The organism is Salipiger sp. PrR002 (genome assembly GCF_010500775.1).
Classification (GTDB): Bacteria; Pseudomonadota; Alphaproteobacteria; order Rhodobacterales; family Rhodobacteraceae; genus Salipiger.
The window spans coordinates 102,987-129,785 of the sequence record NZ_JAAGOU010000003.1; the positions used below are offsets into that span (position 1 = coordinate 102,987).

17 protein-coding genes and 2 tRNA genes are annotated in these 26,799 nt (G+C 64.4%); 13 read left to right on the forward strand and 6 right to left on the reverse strand.

The window, feature by feature from the left end; all coding sequences use genetic code 11:
- The first annotated feature begins 163 nt into the window (after positions 1-163).
- Both G0A00_RS04470 and G0A00_RS04475 read left to right on the forward strand, forming a co-directional pair.
- Positions 164-239 (forward strand) — tRNA-Lys (locus tag G0A00_RS04470).
- A gap of 22 nt (positions 240-261) precedes the next feature.
- Positions 262-337 (forward strand) — tRNA-Lys (locus tag G0A00_RS04475).
- An 87-nt stretch (positions 338-424) separates the two neighbouring features.
- On the opposite strand, the gene G0A00_RS04480 is transcribed toward G0A00_RS04475, so the two are convergent.
- Together G0A00_RS04480 and G0A00_RS04485 are read right to left on the reverse strand one after the other, a co-directional pair.
- Complete coding sequence (locus G0A00_RS04480; protein WP_164182146.1) at positions 425-1,909, reverse strand: O-antigen ligase; 1,485 nt, start codon at positions 1,907-1,909, stop codon at positions 425-427.
- 55 nt (positions 1,910-1,964) lie between these two features.
- Positions 1,965-3,410 carry a lipopolysaccharide biosynthesis protein gene (locus G0A00_RS04485; protein WP_164182149.1) on the reverse strand — a complete coding sequence of 482 codons (1,446 nt, stop codon included), beginning with the start codon at positions 3,408-3,410 and terminating at the stop codon, positions 1,965-1,967.
- A gap of 346 nt (positions 3,411-3,756) precedes the next feature.
- Between G0A00_RS04485 and G0A00_RS04490 the strand changes: the two genes are divergently transcribed.
- The 11 genes from G0A00_RS04490 to G0A00_RS04540 all read left to right on the forward strand — a co-directional run bounded on the left by G0A00_RS04490 (position 3,757) and on the right by G0A00_RS04540 (position 21,667).
- Entirely contained in the window at positions 3,757-4,926 is a 1,170-nt protein-coding gene (locus tag G0A00_RS04490; protein ID WP_164182151.1) for a hypothetical protein, read from the forward strand.
- A 62-nt stretch (positions 4,927-4,988) separates the two neighbouring features.
- Complete coding sequence (locus G0A00_RS04495) at positions 4,989-6,233, forward strand: glycosyltransferase (RefSeq protein ID WP_164182153.1); 1,245 nt, start codon at positions 4,989-4,991, stop codon at positions 6,231-6,233.
- 240 nt (positions 6,234-6,473) lie between these two features.
- Positions 6,474-6,755, forward strand: a complete 282-nt coding sequence (locus G0A00_RS04500; protein ID WP_164182155.1) for a hypothetical protein — start codon at positions 6,474-6,476, stop codon at positions 6,753-6,755.
- A 102-nt stretch (positions 6,756-6,857) separates the two neighbouring features.
- Complete coding sequence (locus G0A00_RS04505) at positions 6,858-7,850, forward strand: sulfotransferase (RefSeq protein ID WP_164182158.1); 993 nt, start codon at positions 6,858-6,860, stop codon at positions 7,848-7,850.
- A gap of 58 nt (positions 7,851-7,908) precedes the next feature.
- Positions 7,909-8,898, forward strand: a complete 990-nt coding sequence (locus G0A00_RS04510; protein WP_203595274.1) for a UDP-glucuronic acid decarboxylase family protein — start codon at positions 7,909-7,911, stop codon at positions 8,896-8,898.
- Positions 8,899-8,978: 80 nt separating this feature from the next.
- Positions 8,979-10,256 carry a polysaccharide lyase family 1 protein gene (locus G0A00_RS04515; protein ID WP_164182161.1) on the forward strand — a complete coding sequence of 426 codons (1,278 nt, stop codon included), beginning with the start codon at positions 8,979-8,981 and terminating at the stop codon, positions 10,254-10,256.
- A 343-nt stretch (positions 10,257-10,599) separates the two neighbouring features.
- Positions 10,600-11,793 carry a sugar transferase gene (locus G0A00_RS04520; protein WP_164182163.1) on the forward strand — a complete coding sequence of 398 codons (1,194 nt, stop codon included), beginning with the start codon at positions 10,600-10,602 and terminating at the stop codon, positions 11,791-11,793.
- Between the two features lie 190 nt (positions 11,794-11,983).
- Positions 11,984-18,130, forward strand: coding sequence for a malectin domain-containing carbohydrate-binding protein (locus tag G0A00_RS04525; RefSeq protein ID WP_164182165.1), 6,147 nt, complete (start codon positions 11,984-11,986; stop codon positions 18,128-18,130).
- Positions 18,131-18,176: 46 nt separating this feature from the next.
- Positions 18,177-19,301, forward strand: a complete 1,125-nt coding sequence (locus G0A00_RS04530; RefSeq protein WP_164182167.1) for a glycosyltransferase family 4 protein — start codon at positions 18,177-18,179, stop codon at positions 19,299-19,301.
- The gene (locus tag G0A00_RS04535; RefSeq protein WP_164182169.1) at positions 19,295-20,458 is read left to right on the forward strand and encodes a glycosyltransferase; all 1,164 of its coding nucleotides are present in this window, start codon (positions 19,295-19,297) and stop codon (positions 20,456-20,458) included. Before G0A00_RS04530 ends, G0A00_RS04535 begins: the two co-directional genes overlap by 7 nt.
- Before the next feature lie 12 nt (positions 20,459-20,470).
- A complete protein-coding gene (locus G0A00_RS04540) occupies positions 20,471-21,667 on the forward strand; it encodes a polysaccharide biosynthesis/export family protein (RefSeq protein WP_164182171.1) in 1,197 nt (398 codons plus the stop codon).
- A 32-nt stretch (positions 21,668-21,699) separates the two neighbouring features.
- Here the strand turns inward: G0A00_RS04540 and G0A00_RS04545 are convergent, their stop codons facing one another.
- The 4 genes from G0A00_RS04545 to G0A00_RS04560 form a co-directional block, all read right to left on the reverse strand.
- Complete coding sequence (locus tag G0A00_RS04545) at positions 21,700-22,644, reverse strand: MYG1 family protein (protein ID WP_164182173.1); 945 nt, start codon at positions 22,642-22,644, stop codon at positions 21,700-21,702.
- Positions 22,645-22,717: 73 nt separating this feature from the next.
- Positions 22,718-24,205 carry an acyl-CoA dehydrogenase family protein gene (locus G0A00_RS04550; RefSeq protein WP_164182175.1) on the reverse strand — a complete coding sequence of 496 codons (1,488 nt, stop codon included), beginning with the start codon at positions 24,203-24,205 and terminating at the stop codon, positions 22,718-22,720.
- A gap of 7 nt (positions 24,206-24,212) precedes the next feature.
- A complete protein-coding gene (locus G0A00_RS04555) occupies positions 24,213-25,856 on the reverse strand; it encodes a tannase/feruloyl esterase family alpha/beta hydrolase (protein ID WP_164182177.1) in 1,644 nt (547 codons plus the stop codon).
- A gap of 56 nt (positions 25,857-25,912) precedes the next feature.
- Positions 25,913-26,788 carry an amidohydrolase family protein gene (locus G0A00_RS04560; protein ID WP_164182179.1) on the reverse strand — a complete coding sequence of 292 codons (876 nt, stop codon included), beginning with the start codon at positions 26,786-26,788 and terminating at the stop codon, positions 25,913-25,915.
- Between the last annotated feature and the right edge of the window lie 11 nt (positions 26,789-26,799).

Below are 26,799 nucleotides of genomic sequence, written 5' to 3' on the forward strand. Positions count from 1 at the left end.
GATGCAGCCTTGCACAGAGGTCGGATCGGAAAGCGGGCACCCCGGCCCGTCAGAGCCCGGCGGACAGGCAGCGGGATCGGGGAGCGAAACAAGTTGGACAGATTTTTCATTTTACCGCTTGACCCTCCCGGCCACACTTTCTAGAAGCCGCCCCACACATAGTGGGCCGTTAGCTCAGTTGGTAGAGCAACTGACTTTTAATCAGTGGGTCGCAGGTTCGAATCCTGCACGGCTCACCATGTGTCAAAATTCCTGCAGAGTGGGCCGTTAGCTCAGTTGGTAGAGCAACTGACTTTTAATCAGTGGGTCGCAGGTTCGAATCCTGCACGGCTCACCACTGGAACTCTTTCCGAGACATCGGACGCAAAATGCGCCGGCCCCGAAACGGGCCGGCGCATTGCTTTTTCAGGCTCAGTTTGACGCCTCAGTTCACCGCAACCGGCTGTGGCCGGGGGACGCGCCGACTGCGAAAGCGCAGGGCCGGGTGATCTGCGTAGATGCAGCGCGTGATCATGTAGGATTCGACCGCCAGAGAGGTGACGAACCACAGGAAGCGGGGAATCGAATCCTGCAGGAAGGTCATCGCCGCGAGGTAGCCGACGAAGGCACCGCAATAGGCGATCAGCCGCCGCGCCATCAACTCGTCGCCGCAGCTTCGGGCCAGTGCCGCACCGCGGAAGAAGTTGACCGCTCCGAAGGCAGCAAAGCCAAGGAACACCAGTAGGCCGACGATTCCCTGTTCGGTGAGGAACTCCAGATAGAGACTGTGAGTCGCCCGCCCCTCGCCGCGGAAGATCAGCCCGGCCTCAAGCGCGCCGTTCTGATAGTGCGCCTTGAAGTTGCCCACGCCGACCCCGAACCACGGGTTCTCGTTAAAGACGTTGTAGGCCACGGTCCAACTGGCCAGACGGCCTTCGGTGCTGGTGTCTTGCGCCTCGCCTGCGGCGGCCGTGCTGAAGATGCTCGAGAAGCGTTCGATCAGCTGATCGCTGGCAAGTACGCCCGCCAGAACCACCACAAGCCCGCCGATCGCACAGGCGGCGAGGAACTGGCGGCGGGTGAAGCTGGTGCTCAGCACGATCAGCCCGAGCGCAAGGCCGATCAGCGCACCGCGTGACTGGGTGGCCAGCAGCCCGGCGATCAGCGCCGCAGAGACAAGCGCCCAAAGCACCATGGTCAGCGGGTTGCGCGCATTCAGCAGCTGGAAGAGCCCCAGCGGCACGGTGAAGACGACAATTGCCGCAAAGAAGTTCGGATCTAGAAGCATTCCCGAGAATCGCCCCGAGGTCTCGGTCAGCCGCGAGAAGCCCGAGAAACCTGTGGGCGATGGGCCAGCGATGAGCTGATAAAGACCCAGCACGCAGATGATGGCGATCGGAATGGTCGCCGACAATGCCACCGTCTCGAAGCCGCGCTTGTGGTTCATGAAGGCCAGCGCGAGGATCGCCACCAGTGCCTCTTTGATGAAATCCAGCGACAACTCGACGCTCACGCCCCAGCGCAGGGCGTAGGTCGCGCTGATCAGTTTCAGCGCGAACATGATGCAAAGGAAGGTGATGGCGACCTTTGGCACGTAGGGCTTTTCCTTGTAGACCGCGTAGCGCGCCGCCAGCAGCACAAAGAGGCCCGGCGCGGTGATCTTGGCCAGCGAGGGCAGGCCGTAGAACTCGATCAGGTTGTCTGAAAGGTTCGACATGATCATCGCGATCAGCCCGGCCAGCGCCATCATCGGCCAGCGGATACCGACGGCGAAAATCAGCAGCGCGACAGGGGCGATCATCAGCAGCGTCAGCGAGCGGCTGGCCAGAACGTAGGACAGCGCCAGCGCCATAAGCCCGGCCCCGAGAACGCCGAATATTCCGCGCCAGTCGATTCCCCTGCGGGTGGGAGACAGCATCGTATCGCTCATGGCTGTGCTCCCTTCTTGGCTGACGCGGCGGATGATGCGGGATGCGATGTGAAGGTCATGCGCGCCTCCGCTTCAGAATGAACCTCTGCCCGGCGCTGAACGCCTCGGGGACGAGGATGCGCAGCGCCACGAGGTAGGTCGCGCCAAAGGCGGCAGCCCCGGCGAGCAGGCGCAGCAATTCCGATCCGCTGTGCAGTTGCAGCACAAGGAAGGCCGAGACCGTGGCGGTCCCGGCACAGATCAGCGCCGGGCGCAGGGCTGCAAAGACCTTTCCGGCGGTGACATCCATCACCCGCTTGGTTGCAAGGTAGGTGGGCACGAAGCGCACGAAGGCCAGCACAAGCTGCGCCGCTGCGACCGCGGTGATGCCGAAGGGGATGGCCGCCGCCAGCAGCAGCACGAACACCGGCAGATTGAACAGCGCCACGCGGAACATCAGGTCGGTGCGGCTCAGCGCCTTGAGCAATCCGCCGGGCACCATGTTGAGCGTGCTGACGGCGAAGGCCACGGCGATGAACTGCATCGGCGCGATCATGCCGTACCATTTGTCGGTGTAGAGCACATGCACCGTCGGCTCCGCCAGCACAGCGATGGCGGCGCCCACGCCGAACATCAGCAGCGCGCAGTAGCGCAGCGACTGGTAATAATAGGTCGCAAGCTCTTCGGGGTGGGTCTGGATCTTCGACATCACCGGGTGCAGCACCGTGCCAGCGACGGAGGTGAAGCTTTTGATCGCCAATTCGGGGATGCGAAAGGCAATCGCGTAGATCCCCAGTGCGGCAGGGCCGAGGAACTTGCCGACCAGCAGGTTGTCGAGCAGACGCGGCGTGGAATTGATCGTCTCGGCGCCGATAAGATACGAGCCATAGCCCATGACGTATCGCACCGTCGGCCAGTCGGGCAGGGCGGTGGGCCGCCACGGCCGCATCCAAAACAGCATCACCGTGCCGATCAGCGCCCCAACCACATAGCCTAGCACCAAGGCCCAGACGCCGTAGCCCATGATCGCCAAAGTGATCGAGATCAGCCCTTTGGCGAGCCCCTGCGCCACATCTGGCACCAGCTTCTTGCGCAGGCTGAGTTCTCGGAACAGCAGGCTGATGTGTACCGAGCTGACCGCCCGGACCACCAGCACGAGGCAGATGGTGCCCAAGAGCGGTTGCAACTCGGGCGAGTCGAAGAGCCCGGCGATGCCGCCGGACCCCCACCAGAGCAGCAGGGCCATCAGGCCCGATGTGAAGAGTGCGCAGAAGAATACGGCGTTCGCCGTTTCCTCTTGCCGGTCCTTGACCGAGATCAGCGCCGCGCCGAGGCCGAACTTCGAGATGATCTCGAAATAGCCCATGATCGCGAGGCAGATCGCCATCAGGCCGAACTCGGCCGGATCGACGTAACGCGCGATGATGATCACCGCGACAAAGTTCAGAAGCTTTGTGGAAGCGAAGGAGAGATAGGCCCAGAACAGGTTCTTGGTCGTGGCCTTGCCGGGAGAAAACGCCATGCAGGAAAATCCTCGAAAACATGAGGAGGGAAAATGAAAAATGCAGCGGCCTGAAAATGCCATCGCACGGAGCGACACGCGGCCGAAGTATAGAGAATCGAGTTAAGTCTAAGGTCTGCGCCGGGCGCGGCAAAGGAATAAAGCGCATCGTCGGGCCGGTTGCCCAAGTTTAGCGCGTTCGCCAAGAGCCTCGGGTCACGACCCCGTGTTTTTCCGCGGCGTGGCGCGGAATTGTTGCCGCAAGCAGGGGCCAGTGCTACAGTTCGGTATCAGACTAAGTGATTTCGCACTATTTCAATTTCTTTTTTTACCGATGCCTCCGGGTGTCATTGGATTGGTTTTGACCGTGAAACGCATCATTCTTGCACTCGTCGTATTTGGCGCAGTTCTCACGCCGCTTCTTTATGCCATCAAGCAGTCCCAGCCAGTTTACGAGGCGAGATCTCTGGTCTCCTTCGCGCTGGGGCGCGAATATGTTTACGTTCCCGACCCCAGTCTTACGGACATCAAAGCGCCGAACGCAGGCGACTTTCAGGGCTTCGTGAACGCCGAGATGCTGCTTTTGGACAACCCCAAGCTGGTGCGTGAGGCGATCGAGTCAGTCGGGCTGGATCGCGTCTATCCGGATATGCCGAATACCGAAGCGGGGCTCGTCGGCGCGACGATCCGTCTGGATGAGAACACGATGATCGAGCTGATCACCGGATCCTATGTGGTGAAGGTCTCGGTCTTTCACACCAATCCCGAGGTCGCCGCCGATCTGGTCAACGCTCTGATCGCCGCCTTCTTCGACCATCGCCGCGAGATGTATACCGAGCGCGAGCTTGTCACCATCACCGCGCGTCTCGACAAGGCGCAGCAGGAGGCCGAAGAGATCGACGCCGAACTGACCGCCTTGTTGGGTGGGCCGGACGCAAGCGGTCTCGAAGTGCAGTATGAAAACGCGATCAACGACGAGGTGCAGCTCAAGACAGAGCTGCGCGAGGCGAAGCTCGAACTGATCACCCTGCGCCAGCGCCATACGTCCTTCGAGAACCGTCTTGGGTTCGAGGCAGAGGCGGTCGAGGCGCAGACGCAGGTGGAAGAGGCCCAGAGCCGCATCGCCTACCTCGAGCGCGAGCTTGCGGGCACGCAGACGCAGGTGTCGGACCTGTCGCAGGTGCTGCCGCGGGCGCGTCTGCTGCAGACTCGGCAGGCCGCGCAGACGGGCCGGATCGCCGAGCTTGACCTGCGCCTGCGCGATGCGCGCGCCGTCGAGGTCTCGGGCTTTGACAACGTGCGGGTGATCGAAGAGGGCACGCCGCCGATCAACCCGGTCAACATGTCGCCGCGCACGCAATTCGCAATTGCCTTGGTGGTCGCCGCAATCGCTGCCTTTGCCGCATATATGATCGCCATGCTTCTGGGCTCGCGCCCAAAGAAGACGCGCGACGAAGACGAGCTTCAGGGACCAAGCGTCACCGTGATGAAACAGTCGCCCCGTGGCGACGATCGTCCGGCGCATCTGGCGCGCTGAGTCTGTCTCGCGCGCGGCCGAGGCTGCGCGCGTCCGAGCCCATTTACGGACGGAATATTCCCATGAAGGCTGCGAAGATTGATCTTCCCGCGCAGGCTATGGCTATTGAAAGCCCCGAGCCGCTGCGTCTGGGGTATCTGATCGACACACTTGTCACCGGCGGGGCCGAGCGCCTTGTGCTGACCTTTGCCGAGGCGGTCCGCACCCGCGCCGACGTGGCGCTGACCGTGTTCGTGCTGAGCGATCTGCGGACCCCGTTTTACGAGAAACTGCGGGCACTTGGCACGGATGTGGTGATGCTGCCGGGGCGCAATCTCGCCGACATCGGGCGCTTCCGGCGGCTGGTTGCGGCGCTGCGAGAGCGGCGGATCGAGTATCTGCACGCGCATCTGGCCTCATCCAGCACGCTTGGCGCCTATGCCTCGAAGCTGCTGGGCATCCCCTTTGTCACGACGATCCACAACGTCAAACCCTCGGTCCGGCGTATCCGCGCTGGGCGGCGTCTGTTGCAGGGCGTGGCGATGCGCTTGCCCGGCGTGAACAAGATCGCTGTCGGTGAAGCGGTGGCCGAGGCCGCGGCGAAAGAGATCGGCCGCTCGGGGTGCCGCGTTGTGCCCAACGCCGTGGCCGACAGCGTGGTCGCGCCCTTCGGATCGAGAGCGCGGCTGCGGCGAGAGTTGCAGCTTGGCGAGGATCAACTGGCGCTGGGCTGCGTCGGGGCGATTATTGGGCAAAAGGCGCATGAGGTTCTGCTCGATGCCTTTGCGACAGTGCATGAGGCCGCGCCCAACACGGTGCTTCTCTTGGTTGGGGATGCCCGCGATGCGCCGCGCCATGCCGCGCTGCTGGCGCAGGCCGAGCAGCTTGGGCTGGAGGGCGCGCTGAGGTTCCTTGGCATGCGCAGCGACATCCCCGAGGTGCTGGCGGCCAGCGACATCTTCGTCAGCTCGTCGCATTGGGAGGGCGCGCCGGTGTCGCTTCTGGAGGCGATGGCCAACGGTCTTCCGCCGGTGGTGACCGACGTCGGAGAGAACGGGCTGGTGCTGGAAGGCACCGGCGCGATCCTCGTGCGGCCCCGCGATCCCGAGGCGCTGGCGCGCGGTCTGCTCGAGATGATCGAGACGCCGCGGCTGCGCAGCGCCACCGCCGAGGCTGTGCGCGAGCGGGCGCTTGGGAGCTATGGCACTGCCACATGGGTGGAACGGCTGCTGGCGATTTATGCCGAAACCGGCCAGCGCCGCGACTGGCACCACCCGCGGGCTGATGTGCCGCCGCCGCCGCTCCAGCAGCGGCGAACGCTCCGTTGACGGGCACGCGCGCAACGCGGCCGCACCGCCAGCGGAGGCCGGGCCATAAAGCCTTGACGCCTCTTCGGGGCGCTGCGTATCGTCGAGGTATAGTTATGAAAGATGGGTCCAAGCCGTTTTCGCTGCAGACCCGGAATTGTTGGAATTCGTCCCAGAGCTCCAGGGGGACATTGTGTCAGTCATCTTGCCACTCCGGGGAAATACGCCGTTGGATGTCTGTCGGCTGGTCAGGATTGGTTGATGCCGCTGAATATTTTGGAAAGGAGGTTACGCTTGAGGCGCGATCACGGCGCTGCCGAAGGATCGCAAAATCCGTCGTTGAACCGGCACGCTGACGAGGCACCGCGGCGCGACCGCAGTCTCGTCCGTATCTTGGTTTTAACGGCAACTTGTGCACTTACAGCAATTTTTTACGCTTGGCTTATTTCATTTTTCGTCGGGTTCAGCCTCGGGGCGATGGCCTGGATTGGTATTGCATTTTTTGGCGCTCTGGCCGGGTATATTCTGGCGATCATCCTCTGATCGCATCCCCGGTAGCCCCTGCGGGCCTGCGTCCCGATCCATGTACAGCTTCTGCCGCCGTCAAGGCGGTCAGCCGGTCCGGCGACGCAGTAGGAGACTGCCGTGTCGACCCACTCTTTGCCGCTCGCGTCCGAATTGGTCTCGGACACCGCGCTTTTCCCGCCCGCCGTCTATCTGATCGGCGCGCCGAAATGCGGCACCACAGCCTTGGGTCACTATCTGTCCGAACACCCAGAGGTTGCCTTTTCCAGCCCCAAAGAGCCGCATTACTTCTCGCATGATCTGAACGGGCTGTGCCTGTGTGACGATGCCGCTCAGTATCGCGGCATCTTCCCAAGCGATCCGGCGGCGCGGGTGATGATGGAAGGCTCGGTCTGGTATCTCTATTCCGAGACGGCGATTTCCGAGATCCTCAAGGCGCGCCCGGATGCGCGGTTCATCGTCATGCTGCGCAACCCGGTGAAGATGCTGGTCTCGCTGCACCGGCAGCTGATCCACTCGCTGGACGAGAACGTCGAGGATTTCCGCACCGCGTGGAAGCTTTCGGAAGCGCGCGCGAAAGGCGAGAAGATCCCGCGCGGCTGCCGTGCCCCCTCGACGCTGCTCTATCACCGCACCGCCGCCTTCGGCGAGATGATGGCGCGGCTCTACGCCCGCGTCCCGCAAGAGCGGGTGCTGGTGCTTTTTCAGGAAGAGATGCGCGCGGACACCGCGGGCACGTACCGGCGGACTCTCGAATTTCTCGGGCTGCCGGACGATGGGCGTACCGATTTCGCCCCGGTCAACGAGGCCAAGCGGGCGCGCTCGAAGCTGGTGCGCTTCATGGTGTCGCGCGCCGGTCCCGCCCGCGAGGTGGTCTCGCGCCCGATCAAGCGGGCGTTGGGCGTGCAGTCGCTGGGCCTTGTGAAGAAGATGGACGCGCTGAACAACACCAAGCTCGGCAAGCTCAAGATACCGCCGGACCTCGCCGATGAGATCGCGCGTCATTACGCCGAAGACATGCTGCAGCTGCAGGATCTGCTGGGGCGTGACCTTGCAAAACTGGGCTGGCCGATGCCGGCACGCCCATCCCCAAGAGCCGCCGCCGGGCGCTGAGCCCGCGGCACACTGTTTTTAAGACTTTTGATTTTTGCCTATTTGAAAAGGAAACATCATGTTGAAGCGCAACTACAACAGCCGCAAGCGCATCCTCGTCACGGGCGGGGCGGGTTTCCTCGGCTCTCACCTGTGCGACCGCCTGCTTGAAAGCGGTGCCGAGGTGCTTTGCGTCGACAACCTGTTCACCGGCACGAAGCGCAACATCGAGCACCTGCTGGGCAATCCCCGCTTCGAGTTCCTGCGCCATGACGTGACCATCCCGCTCTATGTCGAGGTCGACGAGATCTACAACCTCGCCTGCCCGGCCTCGCCGATCCACTATCAGCACGACCCGGTGCAGACGACCAAGACCTCGGTGCATGGGGCGATCAACATGCTGGGTCTGGCGCGGCGTCTGAAATGCCCGATCCTGCAGGCCTCGACCTCGGAGGTGTATGGCGACGCGCTGGTGAGCCCGCAGGCCGAAGGCTATTGGGGCAACGTCAACCCGATCGGCGTGCGGTCCTGCTATGACGAGGGCAAGCGCTGCGCCGAGACGCTGTTCTTCGATTACAACCGCCAGCATGGGCTGCCGATCAAGGTCGTGCGCATCTTCAACACCTATGGTCCCCGGATGCATCCGCAGGATGGCCGGGTGGTGTCGAACTTCATCCGTCAGGCGCTGTTCGACGAAGACATCACCATTTATGGCGATGGCAGCCAGACGCGCTCGTTCTGCTACATGGATGAGCTGATCGACGGGATGATGCGGATGATGGCCACGCCCGACGGGTTCACCGGACCGGTCAACCTTGGCAATCCGCAGGAATGCACGGTCAAGCAACTGGCCGAGATGATCGTCGCGCAGACCGGCTCGCGCTCGCAACTGGTGTCGCGCGAACTTCCCAGCGATGACCCAGTGCAGCGCCGCCCCGACATCAGCCTTGCGCAAGAGCACCTTGGCTGGACCCCGAATGTCGAGCTTTCGCAGGGCATTGCAAAGACGATCGCCTATTTCGAGGACCTGCTGAACAAGCCCGCGCGGCAGATGCAGGCCACCTCCTGAGCGCAGCCCTCTGCGGCTGCCGAAAGTCATGACCCGGACATTGCGGTGTCCGGGTCGCAACCAGTGTTAGGATAGCCACTATGGCACCCTCGGTGCGTGTGACCGGTCTTTTGGGGCTGGCTGTATTCGTCATCGGCGCAGTGATCGCCGGTTGGGTCTTTGTCGCCAGCGAAGCGGTGTCGCAGACCCTGCCCACCGAAGCGCAAGACGCGCCGCCGGTCGGCTTCGGCGCCGCGACGACGGGCGGGGCAGGGGGCCGGAGCGTGGCCGTCTCCTCGCTGGCGGATGAGGGGCCGGGCAGCCTGCGCGCGGCAATCGAGGCTCCGGGCGGACCAAGGGTCATCCACTTCGACATCGGCGGCACCATCGCGCTGAGCCGACAGATCGAGATCGGCTCGGACACCACCGTGGACGGGCGCGGCGCGCCTTCTCCGGTCACGCTGACCGGGGGGCGCCTGCGGGTGATCGGCAGCAATGTGATCCTGCGCGGCCTGCGTGTGCGCCCCGGCGACGGGCCCGGCGATGGCGGCGAGGACCGTGACGGGATTTCCATCGGCCAGGGCAAGGCAGCGATCCGCAACGTGCTGATCGACGGCAATTCCATAAGCTGGTCGGTGGATGAGGCGCTGTCGGTCTGGGGCAACGTCTCGGACGTGACGATTTCGAACAACATCATCGCCGAAGCGCTTGATCAGTCGATCCATCCCAAGGGGCGGCACAGCATGGGTCTGCTGGTCGGTGGCGGCGCGGCGCAGCGCATCACGCTGGTCGGCAACCTTCTGGCGCACAACCGGCACCGAAACCCGAACATCAAGGATCACAGCCGCAGCATCGAGGTGATCAACAACCTCGTCTACAACTGGGGGCCGAGCGGTTTTCAGGGCACAGAGTCCGAGGTCCATATCCTTGGAAATGTCTATGTGCCCGGGCCGGACAGCGCCAAACGCCCGCCGCTGCACCTTCAGGACGGCGACGCGACAGAGCCGCAGTTCTACCTTCAGGACAATGTCGGAGCGCTGCGCGAGGACGCGGTGGTCACGCCGTCGCAACAGCCTGTCTTCGAAGGCAGCGGCGCGCCGGTTCTGCCCTCGGCGCAGGTTGAAGAGGCGGTGCTGGCGCATGCGGGTGCCCTGCTGCCAGAGCGCGATACGGTCGATCTTCGGATCATCGAGGAGGTGCGCAGCCGCAGCGGCTACATTATCGATTCGCCTGAGTGGGTGATCAGGGGGCGCATCCCCAAGCCAGAGCCAGAGCCGGACCCAGACACTGGGAAAGAGGCTGAGGCCGCAGACGGTTGTGTAACCCAGAGTTGTGAGAAAGAGCCTTCCACGCGCACGGCCGGAGGAAACGGCGGCTGAGGGCAAGGGCTGCGGCGCTGCTCAGTCCACAGGCAAATGCGGCGAAGACGCGTCTGAATGATGGCTGTTTTCGCGAAGTTGACTTCCTTGTTCCAAAAAACATCTTTCCACTCACCGCGTGAAAAGTTACTGTTTTCCTAGCGATCATAGCCATTGATTTAGTTTGAATTCTTACCGCTCCGCCACATTTTCCAGGAGCATGTTCCGGCCTTTTTTTGGCCACTATCCGGCGCACTGCCAGCGCATATTTTAATGCCGCGGATTAGCGCGGCCCTTATTGTTCGTACTTTTGGGCCGGGGGTTTGCCCCTGTTGCCGTTTTAAGTCTGCCGAGGATATTTATGATGGATTTTTCTACAAATAATGATCTCGAAAAATCGAAGAGTTTTCAGCCTCTAGACGATACCACCGCCCGCCTCAAAGCTTTCACCAAGACCCAGTACCGCACCGATCCGAAGCCTTCCGTCGCGCACTCCTCGGGTTTTGCCGCGTCGGCTGCAGCGCTTCCGGCGCCGGGCCGCAGCGCGTCTTGGCCGCGGTTCTCGGTCGGCTTCCAGCCTCGGTCCCGCGTCTTTTACCGCGCCTATAACTTCGCGATCGCCATGACCCTCTTCCTGCTGGTGTTGCCGCTGTTTCTGGTGATCACCGCACTCGTGGCGATCACTCAGGGCGCGCCGATCTTTTATCGTGGCCCGCGGATCGGCGAGAACGGCGAGCTGTTCGACGTGCTGAAGTTCCGCACCCTCGACACCGCAAAGGCGGCGCAACTGACCAAGGACAAAGTGCTTCCCAAAGGGTCCGGTCTTGAAACGCCCATGGGTCTCTTCCTCCGCGAGACCCGGCTCGACGAGATTCCCCAGCTCCTCAACGTCATCAAGGGTGACATGAACATGTGCGGGCCGCGCCCGGTTCGCCCCGAGATCGCCGCGCAATATGCCTCGTCGATCCCCAACTATGAGCGCCGTTTCCGGGTCAAGCCCGGCATGATCGGCCCGGCGCAGGCCTTCATGAGCCATGGCACCTCCAAGGCGATCCGTTCGCGGCTGAACAACAAGCTGTGCCGGACCGAGGTCTCTTATCTGGGAGAGATTTCCCTCGTGTTCATCGTCGGGGTCTGCGTGATGGCGCGTACTGGCTCGCGCATCCTGTCGCGGCTGTTCGGTGGTAAGGCCGAGCGGATCGAGGCGGCGCGCGCACGACAGTACGACATGCGCTTCGTCTGCGACGACGGTTCGGAACGCGCGGTGTTCTGGGTCGATGAGGATCAGCTGATCCTCGAGCAGGGCAGCGCTCTTAACGTGCCGCTCACCGGTCGGCTGGTGATGCACCTGCCCAATGGCCAGACCCGCAGCGCGACGGTTGACCTGAGCACCGTGCAGGCCACCGCGCCGAACGGGCGTGTGCAGGTTGGATACAGCCCCAAGAGCGATTTCAGCACGCACATTCTGAGCCGCTACCTGTTCCAATCGGTTGTGGTGCCGCACCGCTCCGAGTTCCTCTCGGCCCGACTGCGCCGCGCCCTGAGCCGGGGCACCTGAATATCTCAGGCGGGCGCGCCATGACGGCGGGCCCGCTCCTTCCCTCCTAAGGATCCAAGACGTTGTGATGTTAGAGAGTTAGGCTGCGCCGGGCGGGAATTTCGACCGCCTTGGCACGCCACGGACCTGGCAGAACAAAAAGTGCTTTTAACACAATTTCATTTTTCCCCTCTCCTCTGAGGAACTCCCAATGCCCGAGGAAATTACATTTGGCGTCACCGATCTTAGCGGTGAACTCAATACGAACCCCACAGCGCTGGATTTCAGCGAGACCGGCAACCCTGTGCTCTTCGTTGCCCAACAGGATGGCACGATCTACCGCTACGAGATCGAGCGTCAGCCCGACGGATCGGATGCGGATACGACCTCTGATTTCGTGGTCACCTCTGCCATCGCGATCGATGTGATCGCGGACGACACGCAGAACTTCAACGACGACGGCACGACCAATTCCACCAGCAAACGGCAGATGACCGGGCTGGTGGCGACCACCGATGAGGATGGCAATGACGTGCTCTACGTCACCTCCTCGGACTGGCGGATCGCGGTCGGTGAGGACAGCGGCCTAGACACCAACTCCAGCCAAATTCACCGTATCGTGCTGGACGCCGACACCGGTGAGGTGCTGTCGAATGTCGCCATCGTGCGCGGGCTGCCCCGCTCGGAAGAGAACCACGCGGTCAACGGACTTGATCTGTCGGTCGATCCCGACACCGGCGACACCTATCTTTGGGTGGCGATCGGCGGCAACACCAACAAGGGTGCGCCCGGCAACAACTTTGCGGGCACGGCAGATTTTGCCTACTCGGCCTCGGTCATCAAGATCAACCTGACCGACCTCGAGTCCTACGACATCCGCACCGATGCCAACGGCAATCTCTTCATCCTCGACCTGCCGACGCTGGATGATCCCTCGCGCGATAACGTCGATCTGAGCACGCTGAACATCGCGAACCTCGATCTCGACCCGAATTTCACGCTCGACGACAACGGCAGCATCAACGGTGTGCTGCAGCCCGACTGGGCTGGCGGCAACAACGGCCTGAACATGGCCAAGATCAGCGATTACGTTCTGGTCAGCGACGCGGGTCAACTGACGCTGGTGGACAACCCGCTGACGATCCACTCACCGGGGTTCCGCAACCCTTATGACGTGCTGGTGACCGAAGACGGGCAAGTCTACACATGGGACAACGGCCCGAACGGCGGGTGGGGCGGCCAGCCGCTGTCCTATTCCGACGGCTCGGTGGTCAACGACTGGACCTCGGAGTTCGCCACCAACGAGTTCTCGGAACTCAGCAGCAGCGGGTTTGGGGATCAGCTGCACTATCTGGGCGAGATCACGGATGAATACGGCCCCTACGGTGGCCATGCCAACGTCATCCGCGCCGCCGCCGAAGCGCTGTCTCTGGCGTTCAACAGCGACGGCACCTACGCGGGCGCAACCTCGAGCGATCCGATCATCGCCTATGGCGAAGTGCTGTTTGCCAATGAGGCCGAGGCCCGTGATTTCCTGTCGCAACTGCTGATCATCTACCAGCAGCAGGGCGATGGAAACTGGGTGGACGTGACCGGCGACACCGGGCTACCGGCGGATTTCTTCGACGTGGTCTCGGGCTACGACTGGGAGCATCCCGGCAGTTCGATCGCCGACGTTCTGGCGCATTTCGACGGCACCTCGGTCATGGACGGCACGGCTTATTCGCCAGAGGCGCAGACGCTGGACGAGGATGCGGATGGCTCGCTTCTGGTGACGCCGGAATCCACCAACGGCATGGCGGAATATACCGCAACGTTCTTTGGCGGTCAGCTTGCGGGCACGATCATCGGCGCCAGCTTCGACGAGACGCTCTACTTCGTGCAGCCCGAGGACACCGACGGCGACGGCAGGGTGGATTCCGCCTCGATCGTCTACACGCTCACCAACTTTGGCTCGAACCCGCTGGCGGTGACGACGCTGGGCGACGAGGGGCTTGGCACCTTCATCGACAATGACGGCGACGGCCTCGACGATTTCGCCGGGCTGATCGTCAGCGCGGTCTACGGCGCGAACAATATCGCGATCTTCGTTCCCGGCGGTGAGCCGCTGGATCCGAGCGACGATCTCGATCTCGACGGCGTCGACAACATTCTCGACAGCCATGTTGGCGATCCGACCGACGGCAAGGGCGTCGTTGTCGGCCCCAACAGCACAGCGAAGTGGGATTTCGAACTCAACAACCCCTCTTCCACGCCGCTTGGCGCGGTGCCGGACGGCGACAGCATCGCGGGCGGCATCGGCATCAACGCGGTCTGGCGCAACAACGTGCTGCCCGCCACCGACAACGGCGGTGATCCGACGCAGGGCCTGTTCAATGGCGGTGTGTTCAACGTCGGCGGTGCCTCGAGCTTCGTGTCGATCGACGAGGCCTATGCCGGCAGTGCAGAGGGCACGGCGGACAGCCAGCAGAACGTGCTGGGCATCGGCTTCATGTCCTCGGGTGCAAGCGCGCTGACGATCACCACAGAGATGGTCAACATCTTCACCTATTCGCTCAACACCGATGCGCCCGCCAAGACGTGGGACGGCGGCGAGAAGGTCGGCCTTATGGTTGGGCCGGGCGATCAGGACAATTTCGCCGAAGCCACCATCGCGGTGGTCGATGACGGCGGTACGATCAAATACGGCGTGCAACTGCTGGTCGAAGAAAACGACAGCTATGTCACCAGCTTTGCCGAGATCGCCGGGATCGAAAACCCCGAGATCCTCGGCGTGGGCGATCCCAACTTTCAGGTGGCGATTGACCTCGACATGAGCACGGGCTCCGCAATCGCGAAGGCGCGCTACGTCAACAACGGCGTCTATACCGACTGGGTGTCGACCGCCGCGCTGGTTCTGCCCTCGGCGGTGATCGAATCCGTCCTTGGGACCTACAACAACTTCGGCAGCACCACCGGCGCCGTTGTCGGCATGGTGGCCTCGACCGATGTCGGGGACGACAGCTTTGCCGCGTCGTGGGACTGGATCGAGGTGAGCAATGCATCGGACGGCGCGGTTGTGCACCGCTGGGTGGCCGGCAATGCCGATGTGGCGGCGATCGATGGCGGCATGGACTGGACCAGCGACACCTCGGTGATCGTGGCTGGCACCACCACCGTCGCGACGTTCAACATCACCTCGCTCGACACTTCGGTGCCCGGCACCACCCCCGTGGGCGTCTTCACGCAGGAACGCTGGGCGCGCAACACCGGCGAGGGCATGCAGTATGAGTTCGCCGTCGATCCGGGCACCTACGCCATCCGGCTTTATATGGGCGATGGCTATAGCGGCACCTCGGAGATCGGCGACCGCGTGTTCGACGTCTCGATCGAGGGCGCGTTGTTCCTTGACGACTTCGATATCGTGGCGGCCTTCGGCAATGCCGTGGGCGGCATGGTGCAATGGACCGGCACGATCGACGACGGCATCGCCGACATCGACTTTGCCCGTGTGATCGAGAACCCGCTGATCAACGCCATCGAGATCGTCGCCATCGACAGCGTCGCAGAGGGGCCGGCGATTTCGGTCGCGAGTGCTTCGGTCGCCGAAGGCGATGGCTCGGTGACCGTGGCGATCTCGGCCAGCAACTATGTGCCGTCCGACAGTCAGGTGCTGGTGCAGTTCGAGGTGCGTCCGCTCACCGCCACGGCGGCGAGCGACTACAGCGTTGCGAATGCGACCTTCAATGCCAGCACGGGTGTCTACACCGGCACGCGCGAGATTGCCGGGGGTTCGGCGGATGCCAGCGTGACCATCGACATTCTCGATGACGCGCTGGGGGAGGCCGCCGAAACCTTCGAAGTGGTGATCACCGCCGTGGCCGGGGCCAATGCGACCATCGGGGAGGATACGGCGATGGTGACGATCACGGACAACGACGGCGGCGCGACGAGCGGCGGCGCGGTGACGCTTGCGATCACCGAAAACGCCAACGACGTGCAGCAATCCAACTATGGCAACGGCTCCTTCGTGCTGACCAACGTCGGCGACAAGGTTGTCACCAAGGTCGAGATCGACGTGACCAATGCGATCCTCACCGACGCGGTGTTCGATCCTTTTGGCGTTGCGGGCGACACCATCTCGAAGGCTCTGACCATCAACTCCGCAGGTGGCACCGGGGTGGACGCGCCCAACAATGACGCGAGCGACCCGAACAATGAAACCTATGTCGGGGCGGGGGGCACGGCCGGCTACGAAGGCATCGTGCTGACCTTTGACCAAGCGACCAGCGGCGGGTTCGAAAGCGGCGAGAGCGTGACCTTCTCGGTCGATATGGACCCCAACTCGGTTGCCGGGGCCAAGAAGGCGACGCTCGACGCGGGCACCGATCCGGCGTGGGACGTCGGCGGGGTCTCGGGGGCAGAGCTTATCGGCTCCAGCTTCACCGTCACCTATGCCGATGGCACCACCAGCACCGGCTATCTGCAGGGCACCGACACGCAGGCTGGCGCGAAGGGCCTGTCGTCGCAATCCGTGCCGGGCACCACGGCGAGCATCACGGTCAACGGCCTCAGCGAAGGCGGCGTCGGCACCTATGCCGAGGATGACTTCAGCGTCGTCGTCAACGGTGCGGCAGGCAGCGTTCTGCGCGTGGTGCTGATGAAGGGCATGATCCAGCCCACCACCAATGCCTTCAGCACAGGCACCACCTCCGAGCAGGCCTATGCGCCGACCCTCGACGCGCAGCTTGCCGCGCTGGCAGCGTCGGAGTTCCCGGCCAACAATGCGGTTGAGGTGCAGACGGTGGATGTGACCCTCACCGGCGGTGCGCAGGACATCACGTCGCTGTTCGATCTGTCGGGGGTCGCGGCCTATGACTTCACCGGCGAAGACCAGCTGCCGCTCGGGATCGTCGCCTCAGTCATCGATCCCGGCAACGGCGACCTGCCGCTCGGTCCGACGAGCGATGCGATCTACCTCACCTATGATGCGGACAGCAATTCTGGCGGTGGCGGCAGCACACCGATCGGCGATCCGTTCCGCATCGAGGCCGAGGATATGACGCTCGTGCAGGGCTTCGCTGCGAAGAGCAACGGCCATGCCTCGGGCAGCAGCTTTATCGAGGCCACCAGCTCGGGCACCCAGATCGCCAGCTACACCTTTGATCAAAGCGCTGGCACCTTCGACATCACGCTGGGGTATTTCGACGAATCCGACGGCCAGTCGGTGCTGAACGTGATCCTCAACGGCATGGTGATCGACAGCTTCGTGTGGGATGCGGATGCCGGTGATGCGACGGTGAACAAGACGTCTTTCGCCCAGCACACGATCTCTGGCATCGCGCTGGCAGCAGGGGACGTCCTGCAACTCTCGGGCGTCTCGAATGGCGGCGAGCCGCTGCGCATCGACTATGCGGACTTCACCCCGGTTGAGGGGAGCGGTTCGGGTGGCGGCGGCACCGGTGGTGGTACTGGCGGTGGCGGCACGGGCGGCGGGGGCACCGCGACGGGCGATCCCTTCCGTGTCGAGGCCGAGGATATCACGCTGGTGCAGGGCTTTACGGCCAAGAGCAACGGCCATGCTTCGGGTGGCAGCTTTATCGAGGCCACCAACTCTGGCACCCAGATCGCCAGCTACACCTTTGATCAAAGCACCGGCACCTTCGACATCACGCTTGGGTATTTCGACGAGTCCGACGGCCAGTCGGTGCTGGACGTGATCCTCAACGGCACGGTGATCGACAGCTTCGTGTGGGATGCGGATGCCGGTGATGCCACGGTGAACAAGACCTCCTTCGCCGAACATACGATCTCTGGCATCGCGCTGGATGCGGGGGATGTGCTGCAACTCTCGGGTGTGTCGAACGGTGGCGAGCCGCTGCGGATCGACTTCATCGACTTCACGCCACTTGATGGCGGATCGTCTTCGTCCGGGGGTGGCTCGAGCACGACACCTCCCAGCGATCCCGTGCGTGTCGAGGCCGAGACCTTCTCGCTCGATACGGGCTTTGTGATCAAGAGCAACGGTCATGCTTCGGCTGGCCAGATGATCGAGGCCAGCTCAGCCGCCACGCAAAGCGCCAGCTTTGTGTTCGCGGATGCCACCGGCAGCTACGATCTGACGCTTGGCCACTTCGACGAGTCCGACGGGCAGTCGAGCTTGGACATTCTCGTCAACGGGGCGCTGGTCGACAGCTTCATCTGGAATGCGGATGCCGGCGACGCGACGGTCAACAAGACCTCTTTCGCCGAACATCTGACCAGCAGCGTCGATCTGCAGGCGGGCGACGTGATCACCTTCAGCGGCATCTCGGACGGCGGCGAGCCGCTTCGAATTGATTATCTGGAATACGTATATGTGGACGAGGTCATTGGTTGATATGAAGGATTTTAGCTCGGCCCGCCCCGGAGTTTTGCGGGGGTTGATGGTCATTCGTGGCAGCTTTTCGCACATCAATGCGCAGCTCGAACAAGCGCTGCGCCGGGTCAGGCCGGACATCGATCTCGAAGTGTTCGATGCGGGTAAAGAGTTCAAAGAGGACATGCTCGGCCAGCTGCGTTGCCTTGTGGGTGTGCAGCGCGAATACGGTCTGTCGAGCTGGAGTTCGAAGGACATGCTGCGCTACCGGTTGTCGCGCTCGCAGGCCTATTACAAGGCGGTCAACGACATGATCCGCGACCGGTTCCACCCGATGGAGTTCGACTTCACCCTGCAGACCCAGTCGCTGTTCAACGCGGCGCTGCCGGGCATTCCCAACTTCGTCTATACCGATCATGTGGCGCGGGCAGGAATGTCCGCGCTGCAAGGCCAGTTCGGCGCACCCAGCGGCGGCTGGTTCGACTGCGAGCGGCAGATTTACACGCAGGCCGAGCATGTCTTTACCTTCGGGCCAAAGATCCGCCGCCTGCTGATCGAACACTACGGGATCGCGCCGGAACAGGCGTCGGCCATCGGCGCGGGCGCTTCGGTTCTGCCCAAGCGCCCGGTCGAACTGACCACCGAGCGTTTCGCCAAGCGCCGCATCCTGTTTGTCGGCGTCGACTGGGAGCGCAAGGGCGGCCCGGAACTGGTCGCGGCTTACAAGCTGCTGCGCAAACGCCTGCCCGACGCCACGCTGACCATCATCGGCTGTAGCCCTGAGGTGGCTGGCGACGGCATCGAGGTGCTGGGCCGCCTGCCGCTCGAAGAGGTCTCCGAGCATTTCCACGACGCCTCGTGCTTTTGCATGCCGTCGCGGCTCGAACCTTTTGGCGTGGTGTTTGTTGAGGCGATGCAATTTGGCCTGCCGGTGGTCTCTACCGACGTCGGCGACATCGGCTCGATCGTGGTCGAGGGCGAGACCGGCCACGTGGTGCCCAGCGGGGACGCGCAGGCGCTGTCAGAGGCACTTTTCCAGACGCTGGCCATTCCCGAACGCTGCCAGCGCCTCGGCACGGCGGCAAAGGACCGTGCGACCCAGTTCACATGGGACGCCGTGGCCAGCCGCATCGCCGCGCATTTCCCCGGCGAGCCCTCGTTCCCGCGTACAGAGTTGGAGGTGACATGGTGAGCAAGCGTATCCTTTACGTGATCGACAGCCTGAAGATCGGCGGCGCCGAGATGTTGCTGCTTGGGCTGCTCGATGCGGTCCGGGCGCGGGGCGGCGAGGTGCATGTGGCCTATTTCAGCCAAGGTCCGCTTGAAGCGCGGGTGGCCGAGCGCGGCGTCGGGATGACCCGGCTGAGCCAGAAAGGTCTGCGCGATCCGCGCGCGCTGGCGCGCTGCATGCAGCTGATCCGCGAATGGCAGCCGGACATCGTGCACACCCATCTGATAAAGAGCGATCTCATTGGGCAGATGGCCGCGCGGCTTTCGGGGGTGCCGCGGATCATCACCCTGCACAACACCGACCCGTGGCGCGAGAAGAAGGCAAAGAGCCTTGCCTACCGCACGGTCACCGCCGGGGCCGATGCCTGTATCGGCGTGTCCGAGCGCGTGTCGGAGCATGTGGCGCGCACCGGCGGTTTCCGCGCCGACGGCATCCAGACCATCGCCAACGGCATCGACCTCGATCACTTCGATCCCGCGCAGGTGCAGCCGCTCGATCTGTCGCCCTACGGCGTGCAGACCGGCTCCCCGGTGATCGCCGTGGTCGGCAGCCTGACGCCGCAGAAGGATCACGAGAATTTCCTGCGCAGCGCCGCCATCCTCGCGCAGCGTCTGCCCGAGGCGGTGTTCCTCGTCGTGGGTGAGGGGCCGCTTGCCACGCAGATCGAGGCGCAGGCGCGCAGCCTTGGCTTGGGGCCAGAGCGGCTGATCCTGACCGGCGCGATCACCCAGATGCGCGAGCTGCTTGCGGCGCTTGACGTGCTGGTGATCTCTTCCGCTTGGGAGGGGCTGCCGATGATCCTGCTCGAAGGCATGGCCATGCAATGCGCCATCGCCTCTACAGCGGTTGGCGGCATTCCCGACGTGCTGCAGGACGGCAGCAGCGGGCGGCTTGTGCCGCCGCAGGACCCCGCGGCGCTGGCTGCGGCGGTGGAGGGGCTCTTGTCCGACCGCTCCGCCACAGAGGCTCTTGGCTCCGCCGCGCGCGGGGCCGTGGCCGACCGCTTCAGCGCCGACGTTATGCGCGAGCGCATCTTCGCCCTTTACGACAGCAACCACCGGCCGCGTCGCAGCGCGCGCCGCCAGCCGGGGGCGCCCCGTCTGGACAGTTCCAACTGAGGAGTAGCGAGAATGGCATTTTTCCTTCGCCACCTGACCGCCGGCCTGACGTCGGCCCTTATTCTGGCAGCAGCCCTGATCTCTGCCGGCAGTCCCGCCGCGGCAGAGGCCGAAGACTACAAGGTCGATGTCGGCGACCGGCTGACCATCTCGGTCTATGGCAAGCCAGAGCTTTCGGGCACGTTTCAGGTGCGCGCCGACGGCAATGTCGCGCTGCATCTGCTTGGGCCGGTCACCGTGGCCGGGCTGACCATGCGCGAGATCGAGGAGCGGATCGAGACCGAGGCGCGCGAGCGTTTCTCGAGCCGCGAGTCGGTGCTGGTGGACATGCAGGAATACCGCGACGTCTTCGTGCTGGGGGCCGTGGATACGCCGGGCGCTTATGAGTACCGCCCGGGCCTGACGGTGATGAAGGCGGTTGCCATGGCGGGCGGCTTCGAGCGCCTGCAGGAAGAGATGTCGAGCGACCGCGAGATCCAGAACGCCCGCAACACCGTGGCCGAGGCGAAGAGCCGTCTCAACTTTGCCCAGAGCGAGCGCGACGCGCTGGCGCGCGAACTGGCGCGGCTCGACGGCGGCGACGCGCCCGCAGGCGTGGGCGAGGGCAGCACGCTCGATCAGGAGCAAGAGCATCTGGTGGGGCTGCGCCGCTCGTTGCTGGAGGACCTCAAGCAAGGTGCCACGCTGAAAAGCTCGCTCGCCGACGAAGAGGCGGGGATGCTGGACCAGCGCCGCGAGTTGATCCTCGAACGGCTCGAAGCCACGCAGGAGCAGCTTGAGGGCATGCAAGAGCTGGAATCCCGCGGCCTAGCGCGCAAAGAGCAAACGCTGGGCCTGAAGATCGACCTCAGCGAGTACAACGCCGACCTGCTGGAGATCGCCGCCTTCGTCTCGCGCGCGAAGCAGACCCGCGCCAATGCCGAGAGCGACATTCAGGAGGCGCAGACCGAATACCGGCTGAAGCTGCTGCAGGACAAGCTGGAGGCCGATCAGCGCGTGGCTCTGGAGCAGACCGATCTGGAGATGGCACTGGACTACCTGCGCCGCGCCAGCCCGGCGGCGGCCGCCGATCTCGGCACTGCGGTGGAGACCGTCTACGAGGTCTTCCGCGGTGGGTCCGACACGGCCGAGCGGGTCAGCCCGACCGCCACGCTGGCGCCCGAAGACGTGCTGATGATCAGCTTCGAGCCGGTGCTCAACAACGGCTGACGCGGGCGAGGGAAAGGCCGGACCGGCGTGGCTCAGGCCGCGCCGGTTTGCTGCTCCGCTTCCGCCTCGGCGACGGCCAGTTCGGCCATCTTCATCACCGCCTCACGGCTGCTCGCAACGGCGATGAAGCGCCCGTTGTGGCAGAATTTGGCACCCGGGACGCCGCTGGCCTCTTCCAGCGCCGCGTCGGTCAGCCCGGCCCATGCGGCGGGCAGATCGGCGCGCTGTTCGAAACCGTCGGAATTCTTGCGGATGCCACCGAGGGTCCAATCCTCGCCGCGCGGGGTGACGACGAAGAGCAGATGATCGGCCCCGGCTGCGTCCACCGCCGACCGGAACGGCATGCCCTGCGGCAGCTCCAGCACGCGGCTTTCGCCCGCCGCCTCGATGGCGGCCATCACCTGCGCCTCGGCGCGGCGCTTGGCGGCCTTGCGGCGGATCTGCGCCTCGACAAGCGCGCGGGCGATCTGCAGCGCATCGGCAAAGGCCATGTCATCGGCTTCGGGCGCGGTGTCGTCGAACACCGGCTTGAGGCTCTCCAGCAGCACCGGCAGCGTCAGCCCGGTCAGCATCGGCCCCGCTTCGGAGGGGCTGAGCGCGCCATTGTCCATCAGGTCGACGGGCAGCACGAAACCGCGGTCAAAGCTGCCGTGGATGCTGTCGATCTGTTCTTCGGGCACGTCCAGCGCGCGCAGGTAGTCGGCGCCGAAATGCTTCCAGATCAGGCCGAACGAGCTGTAAGGTTGCTCGTCGTCGCGCAGGGGCGCGTCCTTCTGGTGGTGATCGAAGATGCGCTGCTCGGCGTCATAGTCGCGGCCCACGTCATAGATCACCTTGCCCTCGCCGGGGGTGATCCACGCGGCATCGCGGGTGCGGATGATCTCGGCCTGCGGGTGCAGCCGGGTCAGAATGACCGAAGACAGCAGCTCGTCGGCGTGAAAACCGCCGGAATGGGTGACAAGGTGAGTGATCTGCATCGTCGGGCCTCTGGGTTGCTTGGCGCCCCCATAACGCGGGCGGGCCGCGCTGCCAAGGCAGCGCGCCGAGAGATCAGCCCGCCGCCAGCTTCACCCGGATCGCCTGGGCCAGCACCGCCGCCGTCTCCTGCGCAAAGCCATGCGCCTCGGCGCGCACGTCCTCGGCCTCGGCCAGCGTCCTTGCGTGTCCTTGCCAAGCCTCGCAGCGCAGCGCCAGATCGGCATCCTCGCCACCAAGCCGCATCAGCAGCGCCGCGAATTGTTCGATCGCCGCGCCGCCGTCCAGCTTCAGCCCGCGCGTGGCCAGCGTCAGCGCGTGGATGCCCGTGGCACCCTCGTAGATCGAGGTGATCCGCGCGTCGCGCCAGACCTGCGCCACGCCATATTCCTCGAGATAGCCATAGCCGCCAAGGATCTGGATCCCCAGATCGGCAGAGCGGATGCCCGCCTCGGTGCCGTAGATCTTGCACAGCGGGGTGAGGAATTCGATCAGCGCGGGGGCCTCGCGCTTTTCCAGTTCCGCCAGCGCGATATGGCACATGGCGCGGGCGGTGCGGGCCAGATCCAGTTGCTCGGACAGCATGCGCGCCACGTCGGGATGATCGCTGAGCAGGGCAGGGCTGCCATCGGGCAGGCGCCCCTGTTTGCGCTCGGCGGCATAGGCGGCTGCGATGGCATGGGCGCGGGTGGCATGGGCGACGCCCTGCAGCGCCACGTCGAGCCGCGCGTGATTCATCATGGTGAACATCGCCGCCAGCCCGCGCCCTTCGGCACCGATCAGCTCGGCCTTGGCGCCGTCGAACTCCATCTGGCAGGTGGGCGAGGCGTGCAGGCCCAGCTTTTCCTCGATGCGGGTGACGGTGATCGCATTGCGCAGGCCGTCGGTTTCGGAGGGACAGAGGAACAGCGACAGCCCCTTCACCCCGTCCTCGGGCGCGCCGCTGCGCGCCAGAACCAGATGCAGGATGCCCTGCGACATGTCCTGATCGCCGCCGGAGATGAAGATCTTCTGCCCTTCGATCCGCCAGCCCTCGTCACCCCGCACCGCCTTGCAGCGGATGCGCGAGAGGTCCGATCCGGCCCCGGCCTCGGTCAGGCACATGGTCGAGAGCCACTCTCCCGAGGTGAGCCGCGGGATATAGCCCGCCTGCTGCTCGGGCGTGCCATGCGCCAGCAGGGTCGAGATCGCGCCGGGCACCAGACCCGTCACCATCTGCAGCGAATGGTTGGCGCCCGAGAAGATCTCGGACACCGCGGCGGCGGTCAGATGGTCGAGCGCCTGACCGCCGAACTCTTCGGGCGCGGTGAGCCCCTGCCAGCCGCTTTCCGCCAGTTCCGCATAGGCGGCGCCGAAGCCCTCGGGCATCCGCACGCGGCCATTCTCCAGCGCGCACCCCTGCCGGTCGCCCGGTTCATTGAGCGGTGCCAGAACGCCCTCGGCGAAGGCGGCGAAATGCCGGGTGATCTCTTGCGACAGTTCGGCATCCCAGCCGGGGGCGTCCCCGGCAAAGCGGCGCAGACTGTCGAAGATCTCGTCGGTGGGGGCTTGGAAGGGGATCATTCGGGCCTCACTCGCAGCTGAAACTGTCGGCGGATTTGGCGTCACCACCCTGATAGCGCGCCACTTGCGGCGCCGGGCAGAGCGGGCGGCTGGCGCCTTGCAGCGCGTCCGGCAGTTCGGCGTTGTCGGCCCGCGCGCTGGCGGTCACCGCGCCGGGCGCCTCGCCGTCCTCGACCCAGGCCACCAGCGGCGTCAGCAGATCGAAAGCATCGGTGGCCGGGCCGCCCGCGCAATGGTTCATGCCGGGCACCGGGTAGAACCGGGCGAAGGCCTCGGCGTCATCGCCATTGTTGGCATCCAGCGCGGCATACCAGCGGGCGGTGTCATTGACCGAGAACACCGGGTCCGCAACGCCATGGGTGACGATGATCTTGCCGCCCGCATCGCGGAAAGCCGCCAGTTCGGGGTTATCGGCACCCGGCGGGCTCATCACCTCCATCGCCGACTCGGGGAAGGCCTCGGAGGTGGCGTCGATTGCGCCCGCCTGCGCGGCAATGTCGAACTGCATCAGGAAGTCGGCCAGCGCCTGCGGGGCCCCCTCGACCGTGCTCGGCGGCACGGTGAAGACCTGCGCCAGTGAGGCCGCGCCCATCACCGCGATGATCGGCATCTGCTCCCATGGCGGCACGGTGCTTTCGACCTTCCAGAACCGCCAGTTGCCGCCCTCGATGCCCGCATCCCAGCTCCAGTCGGAGTAAAGCTGCTCTCCGCCCGAACCCTTCGGCCCGGCGTGGATGGTCTGCAGAGCAGTCACCTGCGCCTCCGACAGACAGCCGGAGTTCTGCCCCTCGGTGCACTGCAGCGCGGTCACGTCAAAGGCGGACTGACAGGCGGCGGTGTCCATCACCAGACCATCCTCGAGCCCGTCGAGCGCATCGCAACTGGCGCGGATGCCCTGCGCGACCAGAGCAAGATCGTCCTTCGAGAAGGCGCTGCGCAGATCGCCGGTGATCGGGGTCATGGCCTGCACGTCCAGCGCGTGCTGGACCGCGGCGCGGGGCAGGTTGAACCCCGGCGCGGCGACCAGCAGCCCGTCAAAGGCCTCGGGCATACGCGCGGCGGCAACCATCGCGTGCCGCCCGCCGTTCGAACAGCCGATGCCATAGGCGTGGTTCACCGGCGTTTCGTAGTAGGCCTCGGCCATCTGCCGGGCCAGCGGCTGGAGGATCTCCACCGCCTTGTAGCCGTACATCTGCCGCGCCTCGAAATCGAAGCCGAAGGCCGCGCCGCCCGCCAGTCCCATATCGGGGTTGGCCTTGCCGTCGTGGCCCGCATCGCTGGAGACCACCGCAAAGCCCTGCGCCAGCGGAGAGGTCTCGCCGGTGCCGGACTTGAGCGCGCCGGTGGCGGGCTTCACCTCGCCATCGTTGCCGCCGTTGAACTGATGCACGAAATCGCCGTTCCACTCGTCCGGCAGCGAAAGCTCGAAGTTCAGCGCATAGTCCTTGCCGTCGCTGCCCACCCGCTCGGCGGTGCGGGCGCGGATGCGGCATTGCGCGGCAGGGCTGTCCTCGCCCGCGGGGACGGCGGCGACCTCGGTAAAGGTGACCCCCGTAAGGCCGAGCGCCTCGGGCGTCAGCCCCTCGCAGTCGAGGGCGAAGGAAGGGGCGGCGATGCAGATGAGGGCCGTGCTGGCCAGAAGCGATTTCATGAGTGTCCTCCCGTGTCATTGATGCCCGCGCGCCTCCTCCGCGCGCGGGCGGGTCTTCAGGCGTCGATGCCAAGCAGGCGCATGGCGTTTTCCTTGAGGATCAGCGGGCGCACCTCATCCTTGAACTCGGCCTTGTCGAAGGCGTTGAGCCATTTTTCGGGTGCGATCATCGGCCAGTCGGATCCGAAGAGCATCTTCTTCTTCAGGATCGAGTTGGCGTATTGCACGAGGATCTTGGGGAAATACTTCGGCGACCAGCCCGACAGGTCGATGTAGACATTGGGCTTGTGCTGCGCGACCGAGAGCGCCTCTTCCTGCCAAGGAAAGGAGGGATGCGCGAGGATGATTGGCATGTCCGGAAAGTCCACCGCCAGATCATCCATGTACATCGGGTTCGAATACTTCAGTCGCATGCCGTTGCCGCCGCGCATGCCCGAGCCGACGCCGGTCTGCCCGGTGTGAAAGAGCGCCGGCACCCCGGCCTCGGCAATCGCCTCGTAGAGCGGATAGGCCATGCGGTCGTTGGGGTAGAAGCCCTGCATCGTGGGGTGGAACTTGAAGCCCTTGATGCCGTGGTTCTCCACCAGATCGCGGGCCTCGCGCGCGCCCAGCTTGCCCTTCGCCGGGTCGATCGAGGCGAAGGGGATGAGGATGTCGCTATTCTTGGCGCAGGCGTCGGCGACCTCGTAGTTGTCATAGCGCCGGTAGCCGGTCTCGCGCTCGCTATCGACGGGGAAGATCACCGCCGCGATGTTCATCTCGCGATAATGCGCGGCGGTCTCGTCGATGGTCGGCGGATGCGCCCAGGGCGCGCCGAAGTATTTGGCCATGGTCGATTGCAGCTCGTCATAGCCATCGTCGGTGTGGCAGCCGCAGGCTTCTTCGGCGTGGGTGTGGAAATCGATCGCGCGGATCTTTGCGAAGTCGATCATGGGGATGCCTC

Coding starts and splice junctions, on each gene's coding strand:
- G0A00_RS04480 (WP_164182146.1), bottom strand. CDS start 1,909: ATGAGCGATACGATGCTGTCTCCCACCCGCAGGGGAATCGACTGGCGC.
- G0A00_RS04485 (WP_164182149.1), bottom strand. CDS start 3,410: ATGGCGTTTTCTCCCGGCAAGGCCACGACCAAGAACCTGTTCTGGGCC.
- G0A00_RS04495 (WP_164182153.1), top strand. CDS start 4,989: ATGAAGGCTGCGAAGATTGATCTTCCCGCGCAGGCTATGGCTATTGAA.
- G0A00_RS04500 (WP_164182155.1), top strand. CDS start 6,474: ATGCCGCTGAATATTTTGGAAAGGAGGTTACGCTTGAGGCGCGATCAC.
- G0A00_RS04510 (WP_203595274.1), top strand. CDS start 7,909: ATGTTGAAGCGCAACTACAACAGCCGCAAGCGCATCCTCGTCACGGGC.
- G0A00_RS04515 (WP_164182161.1), top strand. CDS start 8,979: ATGGCACCCTCGGTGCGTGTGACCGGTCTTTTGGGGCTGGCTGTATTC.
- G0A00_RS04520 (WP_164182163.1), top strand. CDS start 10,600: ATGGATTTTTCTACAAATAATGATCTCGAAAAATCGAAGAGTTTTCAG.
- G0A00_RS04525 (WP_164182165.1), top strand. CDS start 11,984: ATGCCCGAGGAAATTACATTTGGCGTCACCGATCTTAGCGGTGAACTC.
- G0A00_RS04530 (WP_164182167.1), top strand. CDS start 18,177: ATGGTCATTCGTGGCAGCTTTTCGCACATCAATGCGCAGCTCGAACAA.
- G0A00_RS04535 (WP_164182169.1), top strand. CDS start 19,295: ATGGTGAGCAAGCGTATCCTTTACGTGATCGACAGCCTGAAGATCGGC.
- G0A00_RS04540 (WP_164182171.1), top strand. CDS start 20,471: ATGGCATTTTTCCTTCGCCACCTGACCGCCGGCCTGACGTCGGCCCTT.
- G0A00_RS04545 (WP_164182173.1), bottom strand. CDS start 22,644: ATGCAGATCACTCACCTTGTCACCCATTCCGGCGGTTTTCACGCCGAC.
- G0A00_RS04550 (WP_164182175.1), bottom strand. CDS start 24,205: ATGATCCCCTTCCAAGCCCCCACCGACGAGATCTTCGACAGTCTGCGC.
- G0A00_RS04555 (WP_164182177.1), bottom strand. CDS start 25,856: ATGAAATCGCTTCTGGCCAGCACGGCCCTCATCTGCATCGCCGCCCCT.
- G0A00_RS04560 (WP_164182179.1), bottom strand. CDS start 26,788: ATGATCGACTTCGCAAAGATCCGCGCGATCGATTTCCACACCCACGCC.